The organism is Aeromonas sp. R6-2 (assembly GCF_040908155.1).
GTDB classification, from domain to species: Bacteria; Pseudomonadota; Gammaproteobacteria; order Enterobacterales; family Aeromonadaceae; genus Aeromonas; species Aeromonas schubertii.
This window is the reverse complement of the sequence record NZ_JBFODE010000065.1, coordinates 170,212-176,809: the sequence shown is the minus strand read 5'-3', so window position 1 is coordinate 176,809 and position 6,598 is coordinate 170,212. Positions and strand designations below refer to the sequence as shown.

At 61.9% G+C, this 6,598-nt stretch carries 5 protein-coding genes and 1 pseudogene; 3 read left to right on the top strand and 3 right to left on the bottom strand.

What is annotated here, in order from left to right:
* The 3 genes and pseudogenes from AB5Y48_RS18300 to glyQ all read right to left on the bottom strand — a co-directional run.
* Positions 1-356: pseudogene (locus AB5Y48_RS18300) on the bottom strand (alpha-amylase family glycosyl hydrolase); the annotation flags it as partial.
* Positions 357-739: 383 nt separating this feature from the next.
* Positions 740-2,809, bottom strand: coding sequence for a glycine--tRNA ligase subunit beta (gene glyS / locus AB5Y48_RS18295; RefSeq protein ID WP_368165395.1), 2,070 nt, complete (start codon positions 2,807-2,809; stop codon positions 740-742).
* Between the two features lie 9 nt (positions 2,810-2,818).
* Entirely contained in the window at positions 2,819-3,742 is a 924-nt protein-coding gene (gene glyQ / locus AB5Y48_RS18290) for a glycine--tRNA ligase subunit alpha (RefSeq protein ID WP_050666318.1), read from the bottom strand.
* Positions 3,743-3,835: 93 nt separating this feature from the next.
* On the opposite strand from glyQ, the gene AB5Y48_RS18285 reads away from it, so the two are divergent.
* The 3 genes from AB5Y48_RS18285 (at position 3,836) to AB5Y48_RS18275 (ending at position 6,560) form a co-directional block, all read left to right on the top strand.
* A complete protein-coding gene (locus tag AB5Y48_RS18285; RefSeq protein WP_368165402.1) occupies positions 3,836-4,444 on the top strand; it encodes a DNA-3-methyladenine glycosylase I in 609 nt (202 codons plus the stop codon).
* Between the two features lie 131 nt (positions 4,445-4,575).
* Positions 4,576-5,232: an OmpA family lipoprotein gene (locus tag AB5Y48_RS18280; protein WP_368165393.1), complete on the top strand. Its 657-nt coding sequence runs from the start codon at positions 4,576-4,578 to the stop codon at positions 5,230-5,232.
* Between the two features lie 356 nt (positions 5,233-5,588).
* Entirely contained in the window at positions 5,589-6,560 is a 972-nt protein-coding gene (locus tag AB5Y48_RS18275; protein WP_050666320.1) for a TAXI family TRAP transporter solute-binding subunit, read from the top strand.
* The last annotated feature ends 38 nt before the right edge of the window (positions 6,561-6,598 follow it).

The following is a 6,598-nucleotide window of genomic DNA, read 5'->3' as shown; positions in this document are numbered from 1 at the left end:
AGCTCAGGCTCAATCAGGGCATCCCCCTGATACCAGCGGCGTACCAGTAGCGGCCACTGGAACAGCCCGGCCCAGCGCTCGGCCACCTCCCGCTCACTCCAGCCCTGCGCCTGCTCGGCATCCACTTTCAGCACCAGGTGGTAGTGGTTACTCATCACCGCGTAGGCGCAGATGCCGATGGCAAAGAGGCGCGACAGCTGGCCCAGCCGGTCGACCACCCACTGGCGGCGATGCTCATAGCTCTGCCCCGAATGAGCATCTTCCCCGCACAGAAAGGCCCGCCGCACACAGCGGCTCACCACGTGGTAGTAAGGCGTATCCTGCAGGCTGATTTGACGTGAACGGGCGATGGTCATGGCGAGTTCCTCGGCAGTGAGGCTTCAAGTCCAGCAGAGCGCTACGCCCCTGTCAAAAAGGTGGGTGTCCCAGAATCTCCCTCAGTTAGTTTATTGACTCCGAGATGATTTGCGTGAAGGCAATCAATGTCGAGCTTCTTTGTTATATCTTTGAACCACTGTTTTCCTAATGCATCTACGTTCAATGTGCTGGATAGAACGCCATAAGTTAATATAGGTTGATTTTTATCAAAAAGTTGATTGCCTGTATTACCTGATTCATCCACATGAAAGAACATTTTAGTGTTACCTATCGTGTGCAAACGAAGGTGATAGATTAATCTATTTTTAATAAAAACGGCGCCTTTTGGCGCCGTTTTTTTGATCTAGCCAACAAACCTCAATCACTGCAGCAGGGAGATATCCGCGACTTGCAGGAACAGGTTGCGCAGGTTGTTCAGCAGTGCCAGACGGTTGGCCTTGAGGGCTTCATCGTCGGCCATCACCATCACCTCTTCGAAGAAGGTGTCGACCGGCTCACGCAGGGCGGCCAGACGGGTGAGGGCAGCCTGATAGTCACCGGCGGCGAACAGCGGGGCCAGTTCGGCTTGCAGTTCGGCAACCTGGGTGGCCAGGGCCTTCTCGGCGGCATCGACCAGCAGTTCCGGTTTGACGGCAGTCGGCAATTCGCCTTCGACCTTGGCCAGGATGTTGCTTACGCGCTTGTTGGCGGCGGCCAGGGCCAGGGCGGCATCCAGGGTGCGGAAGTGGCTGACGGCCTTGACGCGGCGATCGAAGTCGAGCGGACGGGTCGGGCGGCGGGCCAGTACGGCCAGCACCACGTCAGCAGCGATGCCTTCGTCCTGATAGGCGGCACGGAAGCGGCCCAGCATGAAGTCGACCACGTCGGTGACGACGCTCTTGTGGGTGAGCTTGTCACCGTAGACGCTGACGGCCTCTTCGACCAGCTCCACCAGATCCAGGTCCAGCTGCTTCTCGGTCATGATGCGCAGGGCACCGATGGCGGCGCGGCGCAGGGCGAACGGGTCCTTGTCACCCTTGGGCAGCATGCCGATGCCGAAGATACCGGCCAGGGTGTCGAACTTGTCGGCCAGGGCCACGGCGCAGGAGACCAGGCCGGCGGGCAGGGCATCGCCGGCGAAGCGCGGCATGTACTGCTCGTTGAGGGCCAGGGCCACCGCTTCGGCTTCGCCGTCGTGACGGGCGTAGTGCATGCCCATTACACCCTGGGTGTCGGTGAACTCGCTGACCATGTTGGTCATCAGATCGCACTTGGAGAGCAGACCGGCGCGCTGGGCCTGGCCCACGTCGGCACCGATCTTGGCGGCGATAAAGCCGGCCATGGCCTCGATGCGGGCGGCCTTGGCGCGCACGGTACCCAGCTGTTGCTGGAACAGCACGGTCTCGAGGCGCGGCAGGCGGGAGGCCAGGGTCTGCTTGAGGTCGGTCTTGAAGAAGAACTCGGCGTCAGACAGGCGCGGACGCACCACTTTCTCGTTACCGGCGATGATCTGGCTCGGGTCTTTGGACTCGATGTTGGTGACGAAGATGAACTTGGGCAGCAGCTTGCCGCTCTGGTCGTAGACCGGGAAGTACTTCTGGTCACCCTTCATGGTGTGCACCAGGGCCTCGGCCGGCACGGCCAGGAACTTCTCTTCGAAGTTGGCGGTCAGCACCACAGGCCACTCGACCAGGGCGGTGACCTCTTCCAGCAGGGCGTCGTCCAGATCGGCCACGCCACCGAAGGCGGCAGCGGCCGCTTCGACGTCGGCCTTGATCTTGGCCTTGCGCGCCATAAAGTCGGCGATGACCATGCCGCGCTCCTGCAGGATCTGCGGGTACTGGTCGGCAGACTCAATGGTCAGTTCCGGCTCGCCCATAAAGCGGTGGCCGCGCAGGGTGCGGGCAGAGTCGATACCCAGGATGTGGGCGGGCACCAAGTCGCCGTCCAGCAGCAGGGTCACGGTGAAGACCGGACGCACGAACTGAATGCTCTTGTCGCCCCAGCGCATCATCTTGGGGATGGGCAGCTTGGCCAGAGATGAAGCTACCAGCTCACCGAGCAGATCTTTGGCCGGACGGCCTTCGACCTTGGCGGTGTGGACCAGCCACTCGCCCTTGTCGGTGACCAGGCGCTCGGCCTGCTCGACGGTGATGCCGTTGCCACGGGCCCAGCCTTCGGCGGCCTTGGTCGGCTTGCCGTCGGCATCGAACGCCTGGGCCACGGCCGGGCCGCGCTTCTCGACGCTCTTGCTCGGCTGCTCGGCGGCGAGGCCGAACACCTTGAGCGCCAGACGGCGCGGGGAGGCAAACCACTCGACACCGGCGAAGGCCAGATCGGCCTTGGTCAGTTCGGCTTTGAAGTTGGCTTCGAAGGCTTCGGCCAGAGAGCGCAGGGCCTTGGGCGGCAGCTCGGCAGTGCCGATCTCTACCAAAAATGTATGTTGTGCCATGTCCGTTCCTTAACCTTGCTTGTTCTCTGCGCGCTGACACATGGGGAAGCCCAGCGCCTCGCGGGAGGCGTAGTAGGCCTCTGCCACGGCCTTGGTCAGGGTGCGAATGCGCAGTATGTAGCGCTGACGCTCGGTGACCGAGATGGCCTTGCGGGCATCCAGCAGGTTGAAGGAGTGAGCGGCCTTGAGGATGCGCTCGTAGGCCGGCAGCGGCAGCGGCTTCTCCAGCGCCAGCAGGGACTGGGCTTCCTTCTCGTACTGCTCGAAGCAGTGGAACAGGAACTCCACATCGGCGTGTTCGAAGTTGTAGGTAGATTGCTCCACCTCGTTCTGGTGGAACACGTCGCCATAGGTGGTCTTGCCCAGGGGGCCGTCAGACCAGACCAGGTCATAGACGCTGTCGACGCCCTGGATGTACATGGCCAGACGCTCGAGACCGTAGGTGATCTCGCCGGTGACCGGCTTGCACTCGAGGCCGCCCACCTGCTGGAAGTAGGTGAACTGGGTCACTTCCATGCCGTTGAGCCACACTTCCCAGCCCAGACCCCAGGCGCCCAGGGTCGGGTTTTCCCAGTTGTCTTCGACGAAGCGGATGTCATGCACCTGCGGATCCATCCCCAGCTCTTTCAGGGAGCCCAGGTAGAGCTCCTGGATGTTGTCCGGAGAGGGCTTGATGATGACCTGGAACTGGTAGTAGTGCTGCAGACGGTTGGGGTTCTCGCCGTAACGACCGTCGGTCGGGCGGCGGGAGGGCTGCACGTAGGCGCAGGCGATGGGCTCGGGCCCCAGGGCGCGCAGACAGGTCATCGGGTGGGAGGTACCGGCACCGACCTCCATGTCCAGCGGCTGGATAATGGTACAGCCCTGGCGGGACCAGTAGTCCTGCAGCTGCAGGATCAGGCCCTGAAAGGTTTTGACATCGAATTTTTGCATGGCTTGGATTTCGCGCGAAATTGCTGAAATTGAACCGAAGGAGTATACCGTCTGGCATGGTCGGATAATAGGCGAAATTACATGAGCACCGAATTGACCCTGCGCTGTGCCTGGGTAACCCGGGATCCCGAATACATCGAGTATCACGACGCCCAGTGGGGTCGCCCGGTGCGCGATGGCCGCGAGCTGTTTGCCAAGCTCTGCCTCGACGGGCAGCAGGCTGGGCTGTCGTGGATCACCATCCTGAAGCGCACGCCCGGCTACTATCGGGCCTTCGCCGGCTTCGATCCGGTGACCATCGCCGCCTTCGGCGAGGCCGACGTGGAGCGCCTGATGCAAGACACCGGCATCATCCGCAACCGGCTCAAGGTGCAGTCGATCATCAAAAATGCCCGCGCCTACCTGGCCATGCAAGAGGAGGGGGTCGACTTCGCCGGCTTCCTGTGGGACTTCGTCGGGGGGCGCCCCATCGTCAACCGGCGCCAGGGTGATGGTGACATACCGGCCACCTCCAAGGAGTCGGATGCCATGTCCAGGGCGCTGAAAAAACGCGGCTTCACCTTCGTCGGCAGCACTATCTGTTACGCCTTCATGCAGGCGGTGGGGATGGTGAACGATCATCTGGTGAGCTGCCCCTGTCATGCGGAGTGTCAGCAGGCGTGGGGCATCGGGGTGACGCATCGGGGGGAAGGGGCCGTTTGATGCGGCGCAGTCGTGCCTGAAAAATCGCCATTCGCTTCGCCGGTTAAGGTTAGCGTCAGACAGTGGCGCAGCCCTGATCTACAATCGCCGCCCCGGCGCGGTGCCGGTCCGATTTCTCAGAGGTTTTTTTCATGCGAGCCAAGACTCTGGTGCCCATGCTGGCACTGACCATCGCCGTATCCGGCTGTACCACCAATCCCTATACCGGTGAAGAGCAGACCTCGAAGGCGGTCTGGGGCTCTCTGGCCGGCGCCGCTGCCGGCGCAGCCGTGGGGGCACTCTCCTCCAGCAAGGGGGATCGCAAGAAGGGGGTCTGGACCGGTGTGGCCGCCGGCGCGGCCCTCGGCGGTGGCATCGGCTACTACATGGACGTGCAGGAGGCCAAGCTGCGCGACAAGCTCAGGGGCACCGGCGTCAGCGTGACCCGTAGCGGCGATCAGCTGATCCTCAACATGCCCAACAACGTCACCTTCGACAGCGCCAGCGCCCAACTGAAGGCCGCCGGCGCCAACACCCTCTCCGGGGTGGCTATGGTGGTAACCGAGTTCGACAAAACCCGCCTCAACGTGGTCGGTCACACCGACAGCACCGGCTCGCGGGATCTGAACATGCGCCTCTCCCAACAGCGTGCCGACGCGGTCGCCAACCAGCTGATCGCCAGCGGCGTGAGCGGTTCGCGCATCGCCACCACAGGGGTGGGCCCGGACCAGCCGGTGGCGACCAACAGCACGGCCGAAGGCAAGGCGCAGAATCGCCGGGTCACCATCACTCTGACTCCGGTGGGCTGACAGGGCGGTTGCCAGAGCAACGATGGGAGGGGGCTGCGGCCCCCTCTTCTGTTATCCGGATTCAAGGGGGACATAGATCGCGATCCCGTGCCGAGAGCGGGGTCACAAGGGAAGAGAGAGTTAGGTTGATCACCTTCAAATTTTTCGATAAATATTCGGCTGTTTGCAGATTAATATTTGCATCAGACCCAGGATATCGGGTTATTTTTGGAATGTTGTATTGTTGTGACAGGATGTCGTCACCTTTTGCCGTAGGTCGTCTACGTCCCGTCCCCTTGCAGGTGTCCGCCACCTGATCCATTCCTATCGCTTCACGATGAGGCGAGCCCCCCAGACCATAACAAAAGGATGTACACATGAAGGGATTAACCTTGGCCTGCGCCGTTTCTGCCGCCCTGTTTGGCCTGCTGCCGGGCACCCAGGCCCAGGCTGCCGAGCGTTTCGTGACCATAGGTACCGGTGGCCAGACCGGCGTCTACTACGTGGCTGGCCAGTCTATCTGCCGCTTCCTGAACCAGGGCACCAAGACCCACGAGATCAAGTGCAACGCTCCGGCCAGTGGTGGTGGTGTCGCCAACGTCAACGGTATTCGCAGCGGTGAGTTCAACTTTGGCATCATGCAGTCGGATCACCAGTATAAGGCCATGAAGGGTCTGGAGCCGTTCAAGGCAGAAGGGGCCATGGAGGATATCCGTGCCGTCTTCTCCCTGCAGAGCGAGGTGTTCACCATTCTGGCGCGCAAGGATGCCAAGATCGCCGGTTTTGACGATCTGAAGGGCAAGCGTGTCAACATCGGTAACCCGGGTTCCGGCCAGCGCGATACCTTCGAAGAGATCATGGCGGTGAAGGGCTGGGACAAGGGGGTCTTCAGCCTGGTCTCCGAGCTGAAACCTGCCGAGCAGGCCTCCGCCCTGGGTGACAACAACATCGATGCCATGAGCTACTTCGTCGGTCATCCCAACGGTGCCATTCAGGAGGCCTCTACCACCACCGACGCCGTGCTGGTGCCGGTGACCGGCCCCGAGATCGACAAGCTGCTGGCCGAGAGGAGCTACTACAGCAAGGCCGAGATCCCGGGTGGTCTCTACAAGGGCAGCCCGAACCCGACTCCCTCCATCGGTGGCAAGGCGGTGCTCTCTGTGAGCGCCAAGACGGATCCGGAAGTGGTCTATCAGCTGACCAAGTCGGTGTTTGACAACCTGGCTCGCTTCAAGCGTCTGCATCCGGCCTTCGCCGATCTGAAAGAGACCGACATGATCAAGGTGGGCCTCTCCGCTCCCCTGCATGAGGGTGCGGTGCGTTACTACAAGGAGCGTGGCTGGATGTAATCCACCACCCCTTGGTTCCACCCTTTGGCTCGCCCCCT